Raw genomic sequence first — 17,132 nt, forward strand, 5'->3', positions numbered from 1 at the left:
GGCGGTGCTCAACGCTCACCGTCCTCGTGGTGGTGACTCTTGGTGGCGCAGTTCTGTCGGATGCGGGCGAGGTGGCGGTTCATGCGGGCGGTGGAGGGGTTGCCGGGGTGCTCGCGGCGCTGTGTGGCGATGGTGTCGGCGAGGAGATCCTGGGCGGCTTGGCAGTGGCCGAGGTCGTGCAGGACGAGGGCTGTTGTGGCGTGAACGGCGAGGGTGCGGTTGCCGCGTGGGCCGTCGCTGCTCGCCAGGTGCTCGCCGAGCTGCCGATAGAGGTGGTATGCGCGTTGATGGTGACCGGTGCTGCGGTGAGCGGCAGCGAAAAGGTGCAGGGCGTGCAGACTGCGCCGGTGCGTGGGGCCGTAAAGGTGGTTGGCGCTGTGGTGGGCGTACCCGGCCCAGCGGATGGCGGCATCGAGCTCACCGAGCCGCAGGTGCAGTGCGGCCAGAAGAGTGCCGGCTTCGGCATGCATCGCATGGGGTGCGGCGGTCGCGGGGTCGATGCCAGTGAGGCTGCGGTGCAGGAGTTGCCGGGCGCGTAGGGGATCGCGCGCGGCGAGGTCGCGAGCAGCGGCGACACGCTTCGCGCGTTCGGTCTCCCAGCGGTCTGGACTGGCCACCGGTACCGCGCGCCAGGTCAGAGTCATATCGTGAGCGGCGGCGCCGACGGTGACACAGGTCAGAATGCGGTGGGCGTGCATGGCGGCCAGGTGTGGGCGCGCTGGTGTCCCTGCGGGGAAAGGGACGATCCGTGGCGCATGTCGCAGGATCGCTCGACCGACATGATCGGCGATGACGACGGCGTCGAGTGGCCCGGGCCAGCAGTCGTTTCCGCAGAGGTACGCCGGTGCGGCGGCGGCCGTCTCAGCCAGAGCCACCGCTTGATGGCAGAACTTGCAGCGCAGCAGCCCGGGGACGAGGAAGTCGTGCCCCGGTCCGGTGCCGTCCGCCCCTCGGTCCGCCTGCTGCGTCTGTGGAGCCGTGGCCTTGGTGATCCATTTCTGCACGATGCGGGGATCGAGGTCCAACTGGTGGGCGACGGTGGTGACGGCGCCGTAGGCCTTGACGATGCGGGCATCGGCGACGCGCTGGACGACAGCGTCTACAAAGTCGGGCGGGTATCTGCTAGGGAAGGCCATGATCTGTCCTATGCGGTGGACGGGTTAGGCGTGCTGGTCAGGCCAGCGGTCACCGATCGGGCGGGCGGAATTCGTCGGCATGGTTCTGCTGGCGTGGTGCGGGTTGCGGCGCATGGGGCGCAGGCTCGGTCCATGCGGCACGGTGAGGGGCGGGCGAAGCGTGTACCCGTAGCGGGTGAGCAAGCGTTCCGCTTCGGCGGGGACGGTGGTCCAGGAGGGCAGTTCGATGCGGTCGAGGCGGGTGCGGTGATGGCCGAGCAGTGCGCTGCCGCAGCCGGTCTTCTGCCGCGTTGGGGATACGGCGAGGAGCGCCAGGTGGTAGTGCGGTTCGGTGGGTTGCTGCTGTGCGATCAGGCACTCAAGGGCGCTGAAGCGCTCAGCTTGTGAGCCAGCGGCCTCCACGAGGCGGGTCGGGTAGTTGGCCGGCGGTGGGATCGGTCGGTAGCGGTGAAAGCCGACGATGGCGGCGGTGAGGTCCTCGGTGAGGTGTACGTCGCCGAAGAACATCGCGTGCTCTACCCACACCGCGACGACGTCGGTCAGCACCCGGCGGCGCTGCGCCGCGTCCGGCACCAGCCAGGCACCGAGCGGGCTGGGGTGCAGCGTGTCAGCGATCAACGCGGCGACGGCCTGTCTGTCTGTCCAGCGGGCGGCACGGATACGAACGCTCGAGTCCACGGTGTTGTCGTCCCCCTCGGCGGTCTATCGGTAGGTGGCGGTGGCGAGGTCACCGATCGAGGCGTCGACGGCGGCGGTGATCTCCCGGACGGGGCGGTGGTGCTGAGCGGCGATGGTCTTCAGGTGTGCGGTGAGGGTGGCGGCAGCGTCGTCGAGGTAAAGGTGGTCGGCGAGTCCGAGGACGGCGACGAGTCCGGCGAGGGCGGCGGTGTGGTTGTCCGGTTGTTCGCGGCCGGCGGCGAGGTAGCGCAGGCGGGCGCGGGCGATGACGGCCCATTTGGTCTCGGTGGCGAGGTAGGCGTCGGCGCGGACCAGGCCGCCGAGGCGGCGGCGGGCGGTGTGGCGCAGGATCCCGGCGGCGACGAGTCCGGCGCGGGTGCGTTCGTACAGGTCGCCGGCGAAGCTGCGCAGGAACGCCTTCACGGTCGGGGTGGCGCGGGCGTGGTGGATCGCGGCGAGGGCGGTGTCGGCGATCAGGTCACCGACGGGCTGGTCGGAGTTCAGGCGTAGCCACCGGTCCGAGGCCGGGTGGTCGTCGTAGTAGTCGAGGGTGATCCGTCCGGCGAGGAACAGGTCGATCAGCACTGCGCCGGCCATGCCGAGGGCCAAGGCCCGACGATGCAGGTGCGGCTGGCCGGTGTCGTCGTGGTGCCCGAGCAGGAACAGCTCGTCGCGCAGCGGGAGCTGGGGTATCGACGCGGTCATCCCAGGCCCCTATTCCTGAACTGCGGCAAGGGCCCGCAGCCGGGCGTGCGCGTCGCGGTAGGCAGCCTCCGGCTGCGGGAGCAGGGCTTTGTCGACGGCGGCCAGGACGGTGTAGTTGGGGTCGCAGACGTTGCCGATGGGCGCCCGCCCGGCCTGCGAGATGAGCTGATAGGCGTCGAGCACTTGTAGGCCGCACAGGTCGACGGTCCAGGCGGTGAGGTCCTGGTGGGCCATGCGGTAGGCGTCCTCCAGGGGACGGGCGCAGCCGACCGACATGATCGTCGTGTCGGTTTCCAGACGCGGCCAGGCGGTAGCGGCACCCTTGACGACCTCGATGGCGAGGGTGGTGACGGTGGCGATCTCCACGCCGACGCCGCAGGCTTCGCCGTGGCCTTGGCAGGCGTGACCGTCGCCGAGGGCGAGCATCGCCCCGTGGACGTTCACCCCGAGATACAGGGTGGCCCCGGCGCGTAGTTCCGGGGTGTCGAGGTTCCCGCCGTAGTAGTCCGGGACGATCGTGGACCGGGACTCCATGCCACCCGGGGCGACGCCGATGGTGCCGATCATCGGGTCCAGCGGCAGCTCGACCGTGTGGTCGCTGGCGGTTGCCCGGTACCGGACAACGCCCGCGTGCCGGTCGATGCCGTACACCCACACCCGCTCATCCAGCGGCGGCTGCAACGTGGCCGTGTGCGCGGTCGACGTGAGTGCACCGAAGTACGGGAACGTCGCCGACACACCCCAGTCGTGGGCCGGTTCAATCGACACGAGGTGCACGGCGAGGGTGTCGCCGGGCTCGGCGTCCTCGACGAAGAACGGCCCCGACACCGGGTTCAGGTACGGCATCTGGCACACCTGCGACGGCAGGTCGGCCGGTCCTCGCACGAGGCCGCCGAAGCAGTCCTCGGTGTGCACGGTGATCAGGTCGCCGGAGCGGAGGTGCGCCACCGGCAGGCGTCCACCGAAGGTGTAGGCCAACTCGTCGCGGGCGGGACGGTAGGTGAAGCGGCTCATCGCGATCACACCCGCTCCATGTCACGCCCGGCTGCCTGCGTGGGGGCCAGGCCGGACAGCACCGGCCGGCGGCCGGTCAGGTACAAGCCGGCCAGGACGACCATGCCGAGGGCCAGCCAGGCCAGGCCGAGGCGCTGAGCGGCGATGTTGGCGTTGACCACGACGTAGGCGAGGATCACGAAGCCGATGGCGGGCATGAGCAGGTGCGCGAACAAGTTGCCGCTGCGACGGCGGATCAGGTGGTGGACGACCACGGAGACGTGCAGGACCAGGAACGCCACCATCGCCCCGAAGTTGATCAGCGACGACAACAGCGTGATCCCATCCGCCCGCGTCGCCATGTACAAGCCCAGGGCAAGGGACACGACACCGGTGAGCAACGTCGCGTTGATCGGCACACTGCGGCGCACCGACACCTTCGCCAAGAACGCGGGGAGCTGCCGATCGCGGGCCATCGCGTACAGCAGCCGCGACGTGGCGACCTGCGCGACCATCGAGTTGGGCAGGCCCCACGCGATCGCCGTCGCCACCGCGCACACCGTCGCCAGCCAGCCTCCGCCGGCCACCGCGGCGGCGTCGTAGAAGGCAGTGCCGTTCACGTCGCCCTCGGCCAGCAGCGCATTTGGGTTCGGAACGAGCATCGCCGCCAGCCACGTCTGCGCGATGAACAGCACCCCCGCCAGGATGAGCACGGCTGCCATCGCCCGGCCGATCTGCCGGGCGCCGTCACGGGTCTCCTCCGCCAGCATGGAGATGCCGTCAAAGCCCAGGAACGACAGCACCGCGATCGACACCGCCCCCGCCACGAGGGTCCAGGTGAAGGTGTCGGCGTTGTAGAACGCGTCCCAGCTGAACCGGCCCCTACCCGTCGCGAGGGCCCAACCGGCGACGACCAGGAAGACCGCCAGGACGATCAGCTCACCGACGAGCATCACCCGGGTGACCACCGCCGTCATGCGGATGCCGACCGAGTTGACGACGGTGTTGACGGCGACGAACCCGAGCAGCCACAGCCACACCGGCACCGCTGGCACCGTGGCGTGCATCGCCACCGACGCCACCAGGTACAGCAGGCCGGGCACGAGAACGTAGTCGAGCAGGATCACCCAGCCGGCGAGGAAGCCGACCGGCGGGCTGATGCCCCGACCGGCGTAGTTGTAGACGCTGCCCGACATCGGGAACGCCTTCACCATCTGCGCGTACGAGAACGCGGTGAACACCAGCGCCAACACACCGATGGCGTAGGCGAGGGCCACCATGCCACCGGAGCCCGCGTAGACGCTGCCGAAGATCGCCATCGGCGCGATCGGCACCATGTACACCAGGCCGTACGCCAACAGGTCCCGAAACCGAAGCTGGCGACTAAGTTCCTGCCGATAGCCGTAGCGGGCCAGGTCGTTCGAGGTTGTCATCGGTAATCCTCACGAGGATGAGAAGCGCGAGCAGGGCGCGGAGAGACGCCTGCCGGGTGGTCGCCAACGACCCGACGACGACGGGCATCCGCGGTTGACGGTGCTATGGCAGCCACTCCATTTATCACCGGCGGTGGCTACATCCGGACCGACCGTGATCCGGCTCAGCAAGCTTGCCAAGCGCATCCACGTAAATGGATCCCCAGTGGTGGTGAGATTTTCCCCCACCCGCGTACACCTTCGACCTGCACCAACTTTGATCAATTGGCGGCTAGCTCCCCACCCTCGGGCCGGTGGCCTCGTCGCGTCCCGTACCGATTTCGATGAGAGGGGCGATACCGTGCGACAAGAGGCCGCACGTAGGGGGTGACCGCGATGGCAAGGACGACGGGCACCAAGGCGCAGCGTGATCACGTACGCCAGAAACTTGCCGGTTTCGGAGTGACCCCGGCCGCCATCGCCGCCGAGTTGCAGCGCCGCTTCGGGCTACGCCCCCGAGATGCCTTCCGCCAAGCCCATGGTTGGACCCAGGACGCGGTAGCCGAGAGACTGAACGCTAAGGGAAACGGTTCGGCGACGTTCACCGGGGCGCGGATCAGCGACTACGAACGGTGGCCCTTCGGCGGTCGTCGGCCCACCTTGGCCGCCTTGAACGCACTGGCGCAGGTCTTCGGCACCGAACCGAGCAGTCTGGTCGACCTCGACGATCTGACCGCTATGCCGGATGCAGACCGAGAGGCGCTGAGCGGCAGGAACGCTGCCCCGATGCCTGCGCCATCGGTCGCATCCCCAGCACCGCTTGGCGCGATGGCTGCGCCTCTGCGGTGGGACCTCGGCGCTCTGCAGGACGAAACGGAACTGGTGATAGCGGTGGCAGAACGTACGGCGAGCTTCGGCACATGGGCGCAAGCCTCCAACGTCGGACCGTTCACCCTCGACGATGTCGCTGCCTCCACCCGCAGGATCGCCGTCGACTACCTGACCGAGCCACCCGTCGTCGTCTACGCGCGGGCCGGGCTCTTGGCCGACCGTGTCTTCCGCCTTCTGCAGACCGGACGTCAAAACCCAGATCAGTCTCGGGAGCTCTACACCTGGGCGGGCTACCTCTGCACGCTGCTCGCCTGGATGGCCGGCGATCTCGGCCACCCGGCCGCGGCCGAGTCCCAGGCACGCACCGCCTGGATGTGCGCCGAGACCGTCGGCGACAACACCCTCCGCGCCTGGGTTCTCTCAACGATCAGCAAGACCCACCTGTGGGAGCGGCGGTTCGAGGACGCGGCCAACACCGCCGTGCGCGGCTTCGGCCATGCCGCCGAGGGCAGCGCGGCGGTCATGCTGGCTTGCCAGGAAGCGGACGCGTGGGCCGAGATCGGCGCCGTCGAGCCGGCACGGGCAGCACTGCAACGGGCCGAGGAGGCCCGCCAACGTGCCAGCCGCGACCCCGTGGGGGGCCTTCTGGCCTGCGGCACCGTACGCCAACACAACTACGCTGGTTCAGTGCTTCTCCGCATCGGCGATGCCACCAACGCCATTCAGCACGCCGAGCACGCCCTTACGGAAGCCGCCGCGGACCCCTCGGTCGCGTACGGCACACTCGCCCAGATCCGCATCTGGGCCGCCGCAGCACATCTCAAATCCGGCAGCCTCGACGGCGCGGTCTCGGTCCTGTCACCAGTGCTCGCTCTACCACCCGAACAGCGGCTCGACCCGCTAGTGCACCGCCTGCGCGGCGTCGGGCGCAACATCGCCGGCAACCCGTCACTGCGCGCGAGCATCGAGGCCCGCAACGTCCAAGCAGCCATCACCGAGTTCTGCGCCACCGGCGCCGCCCGGCAACTTCCCTGAACCTGGAGAACCCATGGCAGTCCCGCACGCCACCGATATCCGTGATCACTGGTACTGGCGACCGGGTTGGGGCATCGGATCCCGCTTCTACACCTGGCACATCACCTTTGACGGACAGCCCGAGGTCGAGAAGCTCGCTGACCAGTACAGGTCCCTACTGTCTTCGCAGCCCAGCCTCGACGTCATTCCGAACCGATGGCTTCACCTCACCATGCAGGGCATCGGCTTCGTCCAAGATGTCGCCCCCGACGACGTCGATGCCATCGTGGCAGCCGCCAGTGACCGATGCTCGCGCCTGTCACCCTTCAAGCTCACCATCGGCACCCCCCACGTCGACCCCGAGTCCATCCAGATCGCCGTCGACCCGATCGAGCCCGTGAGGCAACTCCGCACCGCCATCCGTGCCGCCATCGCCGACGTCTGGGGCCAGAACCGCGTACCCGAGGCCGCCGAGCCCTACAACCCTCACCTCAGCCTGGCCTACACCAACACCGACGGTCCCGCGGCGCCGCTCATCGAGGCCCTCTCCGCCGCCCCGAAGATCAGCGCCGACGCGCTGATCACCTCGTGCCAGCTCATCGTCCTCAACCGCGACGAGGGCATGTACGTGTGGGAACCGTACGCCACGGTAGAACTCGGTTCCTGAGTCCTGTTCAACCTCCGCCATGTCAACCCTGGTGTTGATCGCCAGGCCCATGCTTCCTTGCTCCGCGCCTCGTCGTGGGCGGGCAGGGTCGCCGTATGCAAGGGTGCTCACTCGGCCGGCGTTCGGGTGAAGGAGGCTGCGCCCGCCCCAAGGCGGGGCGGGCGCAGGTCACGCGGCGCGGGGCGGTGCAGGTTGGTGGAGGCGGAGCAGGCGGGCGAGGGTGGCGGCTTGGTCGACGGTCGGGAGGCCGGCTTCGGCGGCTAAGGCTTGGATCTCAGTCTCGGTTGCGGGGTCGGTCAGGTAGCGGGCCATCGACAACGTCCCTGTCAGGAGTGGAGCGTCCGCCTCGGGGCGCGCGGTCGGGGCCTCGCCGCCGGTTGTCCGCGTGGGCGGGGTCGGCGGCGACGGGTGTGGTGTGTTCGCGCGTGATTGCTGGTCACGGCGTGCGGCCATGTCCCTCCCAGGACGGCTCGTGAGGTGGGGGTGAGGTGTAGGGCCATGGCATCTCCTCTCTCGATTGGCAGGCAGTTCTGAAGACCGATCGCCGGATACCGCCAGCCGGAGTCGGGCGGCGGATCGACGCGGTCGCCGTTTGGGCAACTTCTGGTGAGGCGAGCAGCGAGCTGGAGGGCCGCGGACGGTACCTCCGGTGGCCACGGAAGTGAAGGGTTCGCCACTCACAGCGACTCACACCGGCGTGCCATCGGTCGTGAATACGCGGGCGGGCGCGGGGTCCGTCGCCGAACGGCGCTGCTGAGAGACACTCCCAGCGTCCCGTCTGACGCGCGCGGTCCGCTCTCGTCGCCTCGGTGTGCGCTCGTACGCTGACAACGGCTACTGCCCCGGCAGGTCCGGTGCGGGTAGGTCCGGCGGCATGTGAGAACTTCGGGCCCGCCGCACGCGCAGCGATCCCCGCCTGGCCTCATCAGGCGGCCCGCTCATCCGCAGCGGGCTGGTCGTGGGCGGGGTATTCCTCGTCGTGCTGGGCGTCGGTGTAGGGCAGGTCGATGAGGCGGTGACGGCCGGCGCGGCTGTGCAACTGCCAAACCTGGTGGGCAGGGCTGGCGGCAAGAGCGGTGCGCAATTCGCCCGTGGTGGTGGCGATGGCCGCCTCCAAGCTGATGCCGGCGAGGCGGTGGTGCAGGTTCGTCTCGCGTCGTGCGGAGGGTAGGTGGAACAGCACCGGCCATGCCCAAGTGCTCATCGTGTACAGCCGCTCGTACTTGATGACCTTGGCGATGAGGACCTGGAGGCTTTCCCCGCTGGTGTCGTACTCGAGGAAGAACGGCACGGACCGTCCGCGCTCGGTCCATATCCCGGCGCCGTCCGGGCGGGGGAAGCCGGTCGCCGTGGCGAGCATGATCTGCGGGTCCCCGCCCTTGCGGTAGAGGGTGCCGGGTTCGTGATAGGCCGATGCGGGCTGCCAGCAGGCCAGCTCGCTGTCGGGGTGCGTGCGGGCGTGGGCGGCGAGGTCGATGAAGACCTGGTTGCCGCCGAGCAGATGCGGCAGATCTGGCCGGCGGGTGAGGGAGTGTTTGCGGCGGCGGGCCTGGTCGCGGCGGCCTCGTGGGAGTCCGCGTTGGACGTGGACGTGGTCGTAGCCGAGTTGGTCCAGGACGTAGTGGTAGGGGTATGAGCCGCCGTCGGCCTTGTTGGGTCGGAACCGGTCCACCGCCCGTAGGGCGTGAGGCGGCGTAGCCGGCGTTGGGTGAAGTCCAGGGACGGGAACAGGGCGGCGGCGATCTGGTCGGTGGTGAGCACGCCGTGGTCGTAGAGCCAGCCCAGGAGCCGGTCGTCGCGGGCGGTGATGCTGGCCTGCAGCCGCAGCAGCGGGTCCGCGGCCGGTAGGTGTTTACCCACGGGCAGCCCCTGGGGAGAGACCCGAGACTGGAGGGTCTGTCTGGAGCGGTCCCAGACTGCTGACAACGGGGCTGACCTGGGCTGTGAGCGGCTGCGAGGGGTCAGGTTGGGGGTCAGGATCAAGGCGGACGGTAGAACGGAGATCGGCACTGACTGCTGAACCGCCGGGCAGACCGGGTGCCGGGCGATGGCGCCGTACAAGTCGGTGTGAGTCCGGTCGGTGGTGTCGATAAAGGTCGTCAGTTGGGGTCGTCATCGTTTGCTGCTCCAAGATCGAGGATGTGGGTGGGTCTACGGTGCGTGTCCGCCCGCTGCGGCGGGTGGGAATGCGCTGACAGGTCTGGTCAGGTGGTGTCAGCTGCCGGGTCTCCTGGCAGCCGTGGGTGCTGGTCTGACAGCGGCGGCTCGATCTGATGGAAGCCGTGGGTCGACGTTCTGTCACGCGGCCTTCCGCGGTGACAGATCCGGTTCAGGCGATGTGGTCTCGGCGCGAAGCGCGCGCACGAGGGCAGAGGCGGTGGCGTGGACAGTTGGTGTCCATCCGCGCGTAGCTGTCGGGCGAGGGCTTTGCGGGACAGCGGTGTCCCTTCGGTGGTGAGGGTGCGGGCGGCGGTCCGGGCGGCCGGGACCAGCGCGGTGACCTCCGGACCGTCCTCGTCTGTCGTCATCGCGGTGTCTCGGCGGTCCGGGACCGCCGGGGTTTGATCCGCGACGGCGGGGACCGTGGTCCGGGAGTCCGGGACCGCGGTGGCGGTAACGGGGACCGGCGCTTTGCTGTCCGGGACCGGCGCGTCGACAGCGGGCGGCGGTCCGGGCTCCGTCCGGCCGGGCCGAGTGGCCTGTTTGGGCGGGGTGCGGTCGGCGCGGCCGAGGGCAATCTTGACCATCGCCAGGAAGCCGAGGGCTGGGAGGGCAGCGGCGATCCAGCCGATCACCGACGCCTCCGCCTCGACCACCTGCGCGGCCAGCGACAGCAGTACCGCCACCACGAGCACCGCTGCGGGGAAGGCGACGGAGTTACCGAGGCGTCGTTTGCGCCGCAGCTCCAGACCAGCGGCGATCGACATCAGCTCGAGGACGATCGCATCGGACCAGGCCAGCCAGCCCGGCTGCCCGTGTCCGGCGGCGATGTCATGCACGTGGGTGAACGACGCCGCGCCAGCCGCGCCGCCGATCAAAAGCATGATCGCCATCTGGGCGCGGTCCTCCCACCGCTGCCGCCTCGTCCCCGCCTCGTTCGGTGGGTTGGGGTTTCGTTGGTCAGACGTCGCCAACGGCCCACCACCTTGAGTGCGGTGACGCATGCACAGCCACGTGCGGGGTTGTGGTGTGACGGCGGTCCGCGACAGCAGCCGCCGTCTCGAACGGGTTGGTGTGGCGCGACATCATGTTCTGCTCCTCGGTCAGGTTGTGGGTTGCGGGTGCGGGCATGGAAGGGTCGCCCCGGATCACGCCTGCCGGGGTTCGGGGTCAACTTCCGGGCAGGCGCGACCCTGCCGGGTAACGCCCGGCCGGGCGGACCCCACGCGTGGGCAGGGGACGGCGCATAGTCGCTATGGTCGAGTCAACGAACACGCCCGACCCCGCGCAGGGGCAGGCACCAGGGCAGCAGGCATCGGCAGAACCCGCTCAGCGGGCTACGTTCGGCGCGTGGACACAGGGCGGACGGCCAAGCCGAGGCTCACCAGATCAACACTGACCACCGCCAGCGCCGTGAAGCGCTCAGGTGGTGCGGCGGCTCAACTCGCCGACGGGCGATCCTTCATGTGGGGCCTCCCTACTCTCGACGCCCCCGCGCGGCGCGGCACGAACAACGGCAGGCACCCGGTCAGGGGGTGCCTGCCCGCTGCCTGTGTGGCCGACCGCGCCAACCGGCGCTGCGGGAACGTCATTCCATTACGCCCCGGAAACCCGAGGGAGTCAACCACCAATTCGCAACAGGTTGGTCCCGAGTCTTGCTTAGGGTCCGACTAGGTGCTATTGAGTCCGCGTGGGTCCGCCGCAGTCCTCCCCAGTCCGGTCTGACGCGGCGAAAGTCGTCCGGGAAGGTTCTCACTTGGTGGGACGCGAATCTCCTGTCGGACCCTGTGTGAAGCCGCTGGCATCCACAAGTTCGCGGTGCCGGTGTCAACGAGCGGCTTGAGTGCATTGATGACGTGTTCTGACCAGCACACAGTTTCAGCGAGGTCCGACACCGCCGAATACTGAGCTAGAGGGCCGGCACGTTGACCGCGCCTGGTATGACGGTCGATGTGACCGTGATCGCGGCCCTTCTGCTCGTCTGCGTCATCGCCCTGATGGTCGGCTGGATCGTTGCGGCAGCCGCCTTCGGTGGCTCGATGCTCTGGGCGGTGCAGTGGAGATGCGTCTCGTCCACGTCGTTTGAGCCCATCCGACGGCGAGGACTGCGTAGAGGTGCGTGGGAGCTGGCTCGGTCCGCTGCGGGGCCCGGGATCCCTGGCCGGCTGGTCGCCCGCGAGTCGTGGCGACGCGTGATGCTGATGCTGCTGGTCCCGATCGTTGGTTTCCTGGTGCCGGTGAGTCTTCCCTACGTCGTCCTGCTTCTGGTGCCAGGGGCCATCGCCGGTGGTGAGTTCGCGGCGGCGATCGACAGGGTGGGTCACCTCACGGGCATCCTCGGCGTGCTGGTGGCGATACGCATCTTCCTCAATGGGCTGCGCTACATTGCCCAGCCCGGCAAGCCGCGCGGGAAGCTTCCGGGTCTGCGTTTTCCTGACGATCTGTCCAGCAGGGGGCGTGATCGGCTCGCCGCCAACGCGTTCTGGTTCGCGATGGCCCATACCGTCGAATTGCTCGCTGCCATGTATCCCGTTCTAGTCCTGGTCGCGGTGATACCCGACCTGGGCACCGCTGCAACGCCGTCAAGTGCTGCAACGTCGTCATCGGACGCCGACTCCCTATTGCCTCCCCTCCTCAGTCTCATCGTGCTTTTCCTGGCGGTAACGCCGATGCTGGTACCTGCTCACATTTCCGCGTCTTTCCTACGCCGTCGATTGGCCGGATGGGAGTTGTCCGTGGAGATCTGCCAGTTGTTGGTCCCGCCTGTCCTAGAAGAGCGCGTCGATCCACTGGAGCTGCCTGAACCTCTCCGCGAGGTTGCCGACACTCACCGCAGCAGCCTGGTGGGCGTCGCCCTACTGCTCGATCAGACCGCCGCACTGTGGGATCGCCGGCAACCACGAGGGTTCACTCCGCACCCCGCAGCGACCGTCCTGAGAGCGGTGGGCGCGTCGATCCGACGACACCTGCAAAGTCCGCAGTCGTGCGACCCGACGCTTCCCCTCGACCTGCGAGAAACGCTGCGCATGGTGCTGGGCCTGCTGGTTGAACCGGAAGAGGGCTCGTCACTGTCCGAGCTCGCTGCCAGGGTCCCGGCGTTCGACGAGGACGGAACCCCGACAGCAGAGACATTCGTCAAGCCCCCCGGGCGCCTCGCGGTGGCATTGACAAGGATCACCAACAGTGTCCAGCGATCCGCTGCTGTCCTGGCCGCCGTCGCGGGAATGGCTGCGACCTTCATCGCTGTAGCGCTGACCGCCGCAGGGAAGATCGACACCGCTGAGCTGCTCGGCCACCTGAGGTGAGCAGCCATATCGCTAGCCTGCGACAACCGGAATCCGCTCACGCCACCGCGCGCTGCGGATGCGGCCAAGAGCATGGCACCGTCCCCGACCGGCTCGCGGGGCGTGTGGCCTCGATCGGCGAGCGCGCGGTAAACCAGCCGACGTAGCTGCGCTTCGGTGAGTCGTCCACAGCCGCGCGACCCCGAGCAGGTGGCGGATGCGGCGCGGTAGTCCGGGGTGCCCGCGCCCCGCTCATCGCACGACGGGCGGCGCGAGCGGCGGCGCAGATGCCGCGCTACCCGTGGCACTGCAGGTTGCGGCAGTTGCCGCGCTCGTCGGGCTGATGTGCGGAGGCGACATCCAAGGCGAGCCGCCACAACAGCGGATCAGTGACATCGTCGGGCAGCACAGCCAGGGTACTGAGTCGTTCGCGTGGCACAGCCGAACACCTTCCGTCGATGGGGTCCGCCGCCCGCCCGCGGGCGGGCGGCGGACCCCATCGACGCTCGACTCTCCCCACTGGTCAAGTTGCCTTCGCGGCACCTGACTCAGGATCCGCGGAGTTCAGCCTGCTGGTCCTGCGCGCCGAACTTCCACCGCCAGTCGAGGCGGTGGCGGCCGAAGTTGCGGCGTTCGCCCTTGAACCCGGCACGCAGGAGTTTGATGTCGGCGACGAGGCGGATGATCTCCCGCTTGACCGGAATGTCGTCGCCCAGGTCCCGCCACGCCTGCACCGCCTGGTCACCAATGCGCCCGCGCAGCACGACGGGGATCCCGGCGTCGGCGGCGCGTCGCTCGTACTCGGCGATCTGCGCCAGCAGACCCTTCTCGGCGCGGGCGTAGGCGATCGCGGTGACCTCGCCCTTCTTCCCGAGCTTGCGCCAGTCCTCCAACTCCCCGCGCAGCCGTTGGGCTTCGGCGCGGGCGTGGGCGACTTCCTCGTCGGTGGCGCTGGCGGCGGTGAGGATTTCGTGCACGTCGGGTCGCGACAGCCACGCCACCACGGTGCGCTGCACGTACTCGTCGAGGAATTCGGCTTTCACCGCGGCGCACCGCTTGTGCAGGCAGGAGTACACCTGCCCCGTCCAGCCGTGCCGGTTCACCTTCTGCGACGACAGCGGCCCGTCACACACACCACAGCGCACCATGTACGACAGCAGATGCACCGCACGGGCGGGCCGAGTCGTTGTACGCGACGGGTCGCCCAGCATCCGCACCACCGACCAGTACGTCTCCTCCTCTACCAGGGCGGGCCAGATGCCGTCACCGACGATCTCGCCTCGGAGTACCCGCTTGCCAATGTAGGCCGGGTTCATCACCTGCTTGCGCAGGATGCCCCGACGCCAGAGTCCGCCCTCGGAGGCGGGGATGCCAAGCCGGTTGAGTTCGGCCTCGATCGCGGTCAGCGGCGTGCCCTCGGAGATTTTGCGGAAGTTGTCCCGCACCACCTGCGCACGCGAGTACTCCGTCACCGTCCCGTCGGCCGCCACGGCCGTGCGGATCTCGGTGTCCGGCTCCTGCCGAAGCAGGGCACGGGTGCGCTGGTCGTAGATCCGCCGGTACCCGTAGGTGACCTTCCCATGCGGGCGGCCAGCCTCGGCGGCGCCGACGATGCCGCGCAGTACGTTATCGCGGATCGAGTCGGCCATCCACTCCGCCTGCACCGCCTGGAAGCCGAGCATCATCCGGTCGTTCTTGTCCCGCAGGTCGTACAGCACTCCGCCGACGAGCCAAAAGTTGAGACCGACCTCGTGGCACATGTCTCGGATCTTCACGAACACGGCGAGGTCGCGTTCCTTGCGGGAGATCTCCCAGACCACCAACACGTCGCCCTTGCCCGCGCGGATCTGCTCGATCAGCAACTCGAACTGCTCGCGCTCCTTCGTTGCGCGCCGGCTGGCCGAGCGGTGATTGTCGGTGAACGACCCCGCGTCCGTCCAGGACCGCTTCGTGATCTCGGCCAGGTTGAGCACGCCCTGGTCGTGAACGCTCTTGCCCTGCTCCTTCTTGTCCTGGCTCGCGCGCTGATACCGCAACGCCCGCACATCCGAGTCGCCGGCCAGCAGCGCGTCCTTGCTGTCGAACCGGCCCTGGTTCTCCGACCGGGCCTTCCGCCGTACCATCAGAACCGTCCCCTTAGATCGACGTTCGTGTCGGCAACATCGACCCTAGCTTCTAACGATTCTTGACAGTGCCGACGGTGACGCCGAGCAGGTCGGCGGCCTCGGTCTCGGTGCGGTCCTCGAAGAACCGCAGCACCAGCACGGCCCGCTGTTTCGCGGACAGTCGGGCCAGCGCGGCCCGGAGCGTGAGCCGGAGCGTGGTCTGCTGGGCGTGGTCGGGGGCCGAGTCGCCTCCGCGTGGCTCGGGCAGGTCGCCCGTCATCGACTCGGCCACCCGGCGGCGTCGCCACCAGGAGACCTGGAGGTGGTACATGATCTTCCGGGTGTACGCCTCCGCGTTGCCGCTGTCGTGCAGCCGGCTCCAGGAGCGGTGGGTACGGGCGAGGGCGGACTGGACGAGATCCTCGGCCAGGTGCTGGTCACCGGTGAGCAGGTACGCCGAGCGCAGGAGCGCCGGTGTGCGGGTGCGCACGAACGAGTCGAACTCACTCAGGAGAGGGTCCACACGAGCCGATCCTTCGGGTCAGTGGTGCGTCGGTCTGATGCCTTCCCAGACGTCGCCCCGCCGCTCGATGGTTGCCGCCGTCGGATGGTCGGTTCCGGTGGCTCAGTCCTCGAACACCGACCAGCAGATGTCGTTGCGCAGCCGCTGGTCGTCGAGGACCAGCTCACGGATCGCTGCCGGGAGGCGGTTGCGCTGCCACCGGCACTCGCGTCGGCCCGCCGCGTCCGCCTGCCCGTCCGGCGCGGCGGCCCGCACCGCCTTGATGGCGTACGCGGCGGCGCCCAGTTCGTGCGCGGCGACGTGGGCGACGGCCCCGGCCTGACCGGCCGCGTACGCGGCGTGCCGGGCGGCTCCCCGCAGGTCCCGGGCCGCCCCCATGGCGTGGCCGCCGGCCGCGCGGGACACCATCATCGTGACCTCGCCCCGCACCCAGGCCCGGATGTGCGCGATCGCCTCACGCGGACGCAGGTCGTCCGGCCGGACCGCCTCGAACAGGCCGAGGACGTGCTCCGCGCAGTCGGCGGCCCAGAGCGCGAGCAGCCGGTGGTCGTCGTCGGTGAGCGTCCCGCCGCGACGGATCGTCACGAAGCGGGGGTCCCGGACCTTCGGCAGGATCACGAGTCGTCCCTCTCCTCACCAGCGGCCGGCGTCCGCCGCAGGGCGTCGTCCAAGATGCTCATCAGGTGAGCCACCCGGCTACTTCGCCCGGTCACGGGCGGATAGCGGCGGAGCACGTCGACGAGCGCCGGGGTGGCCCACCGCCGCGAACGGTCCAGCAACGCGTCGCCGACCGCCGGGTCGCCGCCGGCCGTCAGCTCTCCGATGTACGCCGCGCTCGCCGCGGCCCGCAGGATGTGGCCGACCTGGCTGGCCTGCGCGAGCGGATGCAGGTACGCCGCCGCAGCGGCGTCCCCGGCGGACCGCGCGGCCAGACGCGCGGCTTCGGTGGGCGCGGACCGGGCCGCCCGGTGGGCATCCACGGACGTCACGCGTTGCCGTCGCGTCCGGTCGGCGCCATCCGCGAACGTCCGCGCCGCGTCGATCGCGGCGCGGGGACGCGGATCATCGGGTACGGCCCGCTCGAAGACCGGCAGGACGTCCTCGGCGTGCCGGAGCACGTAGTGCGCCACGACACGCAACTCGTCCATGGTCAGGTCGAAGTCCCCGGACACGACATTCCTGCGGGCGGTCACGTCGGTGGATCGTATCCCCGACGCTCCCGGTCAGCCTCGCCCGGCAGCGCCTCGACGGTAGGGCCCCCAGCCGACGAACCTGTCGAACAACTCGCGTGGGGTGGGTCCGTCGTGCGGGGCGAGCCGGAACAGGTCGTGGGTGGCCTCGTGGTAGAGCCCGGAGAGGTAGACGGCCAGGTCGACCGGGTGGTCGGCGTACTCGGCGGTAAGCAGCAGCCGGGCCGGGGCGCAGGGCCACGGGCCGCCGCAGGCGCGGCAGAGCCACAGCGGCCGGAGCGGCAGGTGCGCCGGGTGGCCCGGCGGGCAGGGACGCGGTCGGTCCGGGTGCGGCCCGAGCCGAGGTACGGGCAGGTTCATGCGTGACAGTGTGCTGATCGGACCACTACGCTCGGAAGTCGCCACGGCCGGGGCGGGGCGGATCCGGGAACCGC

14 protein-coding genes and 1 pseudogene are annotated in these 17,132 nt (G+C 69.4%); 3 read left to right on the top strand and 12 right to left on the bottom strand.

Going from position 1 to position 17,132, the window contains the following annotated elements; all coding sequences use genetic code 11:
- Nucleotides 1-8 precede the first annotated feature (8 nt).
- The 5 genes from TPA0908_RS01195 to TPA0908_RS01215 are packed head-to-tail and all read right to left on the bottom strand — an operon-like array spanning nt 9 to nt 4,945.
- Nucleotides 9-1,136 (bottom strand): tetratricopeptide repeat protein, encoded by a 1,128-nt coding sequence (locus tag TPA0908_RS01195; protein WP_281933843.1) that lies wholly within the window; start codon nt 1,134-1,136, stop codon nt 9-11.
- A 24-nt stretch (nt 1,137-1,160) separates the two neighbouring features.
- Nucleotides 1,161-1,814 carry an N-acetyltransferase gene (locus tag TPA0908_RS01200; protein WP_281933845.1) on the bottom strand — a complete coding sequence of 218 codons (654 nt, stop codon included), beginning with the start codon at nt 1,812-1,814 and terminating at the stop codon, nt 1,161-1,163.
- 24 nt (nt 1,815-1,838) lie between these two features.
- The gene (locus TPA0908_RS01205) at nt 1,839-2,519 is read right to left on the bottom strand and encodes a GOLPH3/VPS74 family protein (RefSeq protein WP_281933846.1); all 681 of its coding nucleotides are present in this window, start codon (nt 2,517-2,519) and stop codon (nt 1,839-1,841) included.
- Nucleotides 2,520-2,528: 9 nt separating this feature from the next.
- The gene (locus TPA0908_RS01210; RefSeq protein ID WP_374709165.1) at nt 2,529-3,533 is read right to left on the bottom strand and encodes an acetamidase/formamidase family protein; all 1,005 of its coding nucleotides are present in this window, start codon (nt 3,531-3,533) and stop codon (nt 2,529-2,531) included.
- 5 nt (nt 3,534-3,538) lie between these two features.
- The gene (locus TPA0908_RS01215; RefSeq protein ID WP_281933850.1) at nt 3,539-4,945 is read right to left on the bottom strand and encodes an APC family permease; all 1,407 of its coding nucleotides are present in this window, start codon (nt 4,943-4,945) and stop codon (nt 3,539-3,541) included.
- A gap of 375 nt (nt 4,946-5,320) precedes the next feature.
- Between TPA0908_RS01215 and TPA0908_RS01220 the strand changes: the two genes are divergently transcribed.
- Nucleotides 5,321-6,790, top strand: a complete 1,470-nt coding sequence (locus TPA0908_RS01220) for a helix-turn-helix domain-containing protein (protein ID WP_281933852.1) — start codon at nt 5,321-5,323, stop codon at nt 6,788-6,790.
- 13 nt (nt 6,791-6,803) lie between these two features.
- On the top strand, nt 6,804-7,436 hold the full coding sequence (locus TPA0908_RS01225; RefSeq protein WP_281933854.1) for a 2'-5' RNA ligase family protein: 633 nt from the start codon (nt 6,804-6,806) through the stop codon (nt 7,434-7,436).
- A gap of 925 nt (nt 7,437-8,361) precedes the next feature.
- Here TPA0908_RS01225 and TPA0908_RS01230 read toward each other — a convergent pair.
- Both TPA0908_RS01230 and TPA0908_RS01235 read right to left on the bottom strand, forming a co-directional pair.
- Nucleotides 8,362-9,296: pseudogene (locus TPA0908_RS01230) on the bottom strand (replication-relaxation family protein).
- A gap of 344 nt (nt 9,297-9,640) precedes the next feature.
- Nucleotides 9,641-10,489, bottom strand: coding sequence for a DUF2637 domain-containing protein (locus tag TPA0908_RS01235; protein ID WP_281933856.1), 849 nt, complete (start codon nt 10,487-10,489; stop codon nt 9,641-9,643).
- A 1,047-nt stretch (nt 10,490-11,536) separates the two neighbouring features.
- On the opposite strand from TPA0908_RS01235, the gene TPA0908_RS01240 reads away from it, so the two are divergent.
- Entirely contained in the window at nt 11,537-12,901 is a 1,365-nt protein-coding gene (locus tag TPA0908_RS01240; RefSeq protein WP_281933857.1) for a hypothetical protein, read from the top strand.
- A gap of 527 nt (nt 12,902-13,428) precedes the next feature.
- Here TPA0908_RS01240 and TPA0908_RS01245 read toward each other — a convergent pair.
- From TPA0908_RS01245 to TPA0908_RS01265, 5 genes are all read right to left on the bottom strand, one after another.
- Complete coding sequence (locus TPA0908_RS01245; protein WP_281933859.1) at nt 13,429-15,003, bottom strand: recombinase family protein; 1,575 nt, start codon at nt 15,001-15,003, stop codon at nt 13,429-13,431.
- Nucleotides 15,004-15,055: 52 nt separating this feature from the next.
- Nucleotides 15,056-15,508, bottom strand: a complete 453-nt coding sequence (locus TPA0908_RS01250; RefSeq protein WP_281933861.1) for a SigE family RNA polymerase sigma factor — start codon at nt 15,506-15,508, stop codon at nt 15,056-15,058.
- Nucleotides 15,509-15,610: 102 nt separating this feature from the next.
- On the bottom strand, nt 15,611-16,126 hold the full coding sequence (locus tag TPA0908_RS01255) for a putative immunity protein (RefSeq protein WP_281933864.1): 516 nt from the start codon (nt 16,124-16,126) through the stop codon (nt 15,611-15,613).
- Complete coding sequence (locus TPA0908_RS01260) at nt 16,123-16,701, bottom strand: putative immunity protein (protein ID WP_281933866.1); 579 nt, start codon at nt 16,699-16,701, stop codon at nt 16,123-16,125. Before TPA0908_RS01260 ends, TPA0908_RS01255 begins: the two co-directional genes overlap by 4 nt.
- A gap of 30 nt (nt 16,702-16,731) precedes the next feature.
- Nucleotides 16,732-17,058 (bottom strand): hypothetical protein, encoded by a 327-nt coding sequence (locus tag TPA0908_RS01265; protein WP_374709156.1) that lies wholly within the window; start codon nt 17,056-17,058, stop codon nt 16,732-16,734.
- Nucleotides 17,059-17,132: the final 74 nt, after the last annotated feature.

The organism is Micromonospora sp. AKA38, from assembly GCF_027925725.1.
In the GTDB taxonomy this organism is placed as follows: Bacteria; Actinomycetota; Actinomycetes; order Mycobacteriales; family Micromonosporaceae; genus Micromonospora.